This window comes from Microcoleus sp. BM001215392 (assembly GCF_036700185.1).
GTDB lineage: Bacteria > Cyanobacteriota > Cyanobacteriia > Cyanobacteriales > Microcoleaceae > Microcoleus.
The window spans coordinates 1-1,276 of the sequence record NZ_JAUBOJ010000316.1; the positions used below are offsets into that span (position 1 = coordinate 1).

Below are 1,276 nucleotides of genomic sequence, written 5' to 3' on the forward strand. Positions count from 1 at the left end.
ACTCCACAACTATTGTATTTAATAAAATTTTGTGAATCATTTAGACTTGCTATATCTATTGACATTGAATTGTTGCCAAGAGTTCAGAATGCCGGTGATTCGCCATAATATTCTCGTGATAGCATAGGAAACACACCTTGCAATTGTCCAATTAAGTGTAGCAGCAATTTTCTTACTTATACTATTAAGCAGCCACAAACTGTGATAAATTGCAATGGCTGCGAGCAGAAGGGCGATCGCACTTTTGACAATTGTCCAGCCATCACCTAAAAACACCTGAAGCGGTACTATGAAAAACGATTCGACTGGTAAATCGAGGGTAATTACATTTAGCTGAAAGCAGGAAAAATAAGACCAGCGATAAATCCAGCCGGTGAAAAACAAAGCGGCACCAAGTAAGCCAACAACGCTGGCAAAGTTGCCTAAAATATTCGATTCGGGAGTAGGTTGGGGAGAAGCAGTCACGGAATCACCTTCAAGGGATGTGGAGTACAATTTCAAGACATTAGGGGATTAACGCCTATCCTTGAAGGGGGTCTAGGGGGACTATGAAACGGAAAACACTTTCATTTGTAGTTGTAGCACTTTTTACGGCAACAGCGGGTATGGCTGCACAAGTTAATGCGGCCAGTCAGGAAGTCCAAAAACAGAATTTGGCATCCGTACAAGCACAAGCTAACGCTAGTCAGCCGATACCCGTAGCGTTGCCGACGGATGCAAAAATTTCTATGAAAAAGGGCACACCGCAAAGCGGTAGAGTTGTAGAGATTGACGAGAAAACGCAAAAAATATCGATTCAGCGAGGACAGGACAAGGTATCAATCCCGTTGGGTCAAATTGATAAAATCGTGTTTTCCAAAAGTGCGGTGGTTTATCGCAGTAATGGGGGGCCAGTTGTGCGGGGCGATGGCACTCCAGCGAAAGGTCGTCCAGAGACTTGGCGCAGTATTCCCATGAACGCTTTTCGCTTGCTAGATCCGAATTAAGGTCAAGCGGATGTGAAGCTAGGGTCTGTTCTTTCTGTTGACAAGTTGGACAGTATCAGGTCAGTTATGGTTGGAGATGGAAAAAATAAACGGCAATTTGTCGTCGATGAAATGCAGTTTGATGTGCAGAAAAAGACGATGACAATTGCAGCGACTCCGTATTGAGTATTGAGTCCGTCGGGGGTTTAAATCTTTGCATCATAGCAAAAGTCCGTCGGGGGTTTTTAACCCCCGTCTCATAGCGAAAGTCCTCTAAAAGAGGACTGAAGAGAAGAGTTAAGATTTGTGCG

General features: G+C 44.0%; 2 protein-coding genes. One reads left to right on the forward strand and one right to left on the reverse strand.

From position 1 onward, the window contains the following. Window positions 1–36 precede the first annotated feature (36 nt). Window positions 37–465 (reverse strand): hypothetical protein, encoded by a 429-nt coding sequence (locus QT974_RS25910; RefSeq protein ID WP_333471282.1) that lies wholly within the window; start codon window positions 463–465, stop codon window positions 37–39. Between the two features lie 83 nt (window positions 466–548). Here QT974_RS25910 and QT974_RS25915 point away from each other — a divergent pair, with 83 nt between their 5' ends. Next, complete coding sequence (locus QT974_RS25915; protein ID WP_333471283.1) at window positions 549–986, forward strand: hypothetical protein; 438 nt, start codon at window positions 549–551, stop codon at window positions 984–986. Window positions 987–1,276 lie beyond the last annotated feature (290 nt).

Bases quoted from the DNA above. Each gene is read 5' to 3' on its own strand.
- QT974_RS25915 (WP_333471283.1), top strand. From the start codon at position 549: ATGAAACGGAAAACACTTTCATTTGTAGTTGTAGCACTTTTTACGGCA.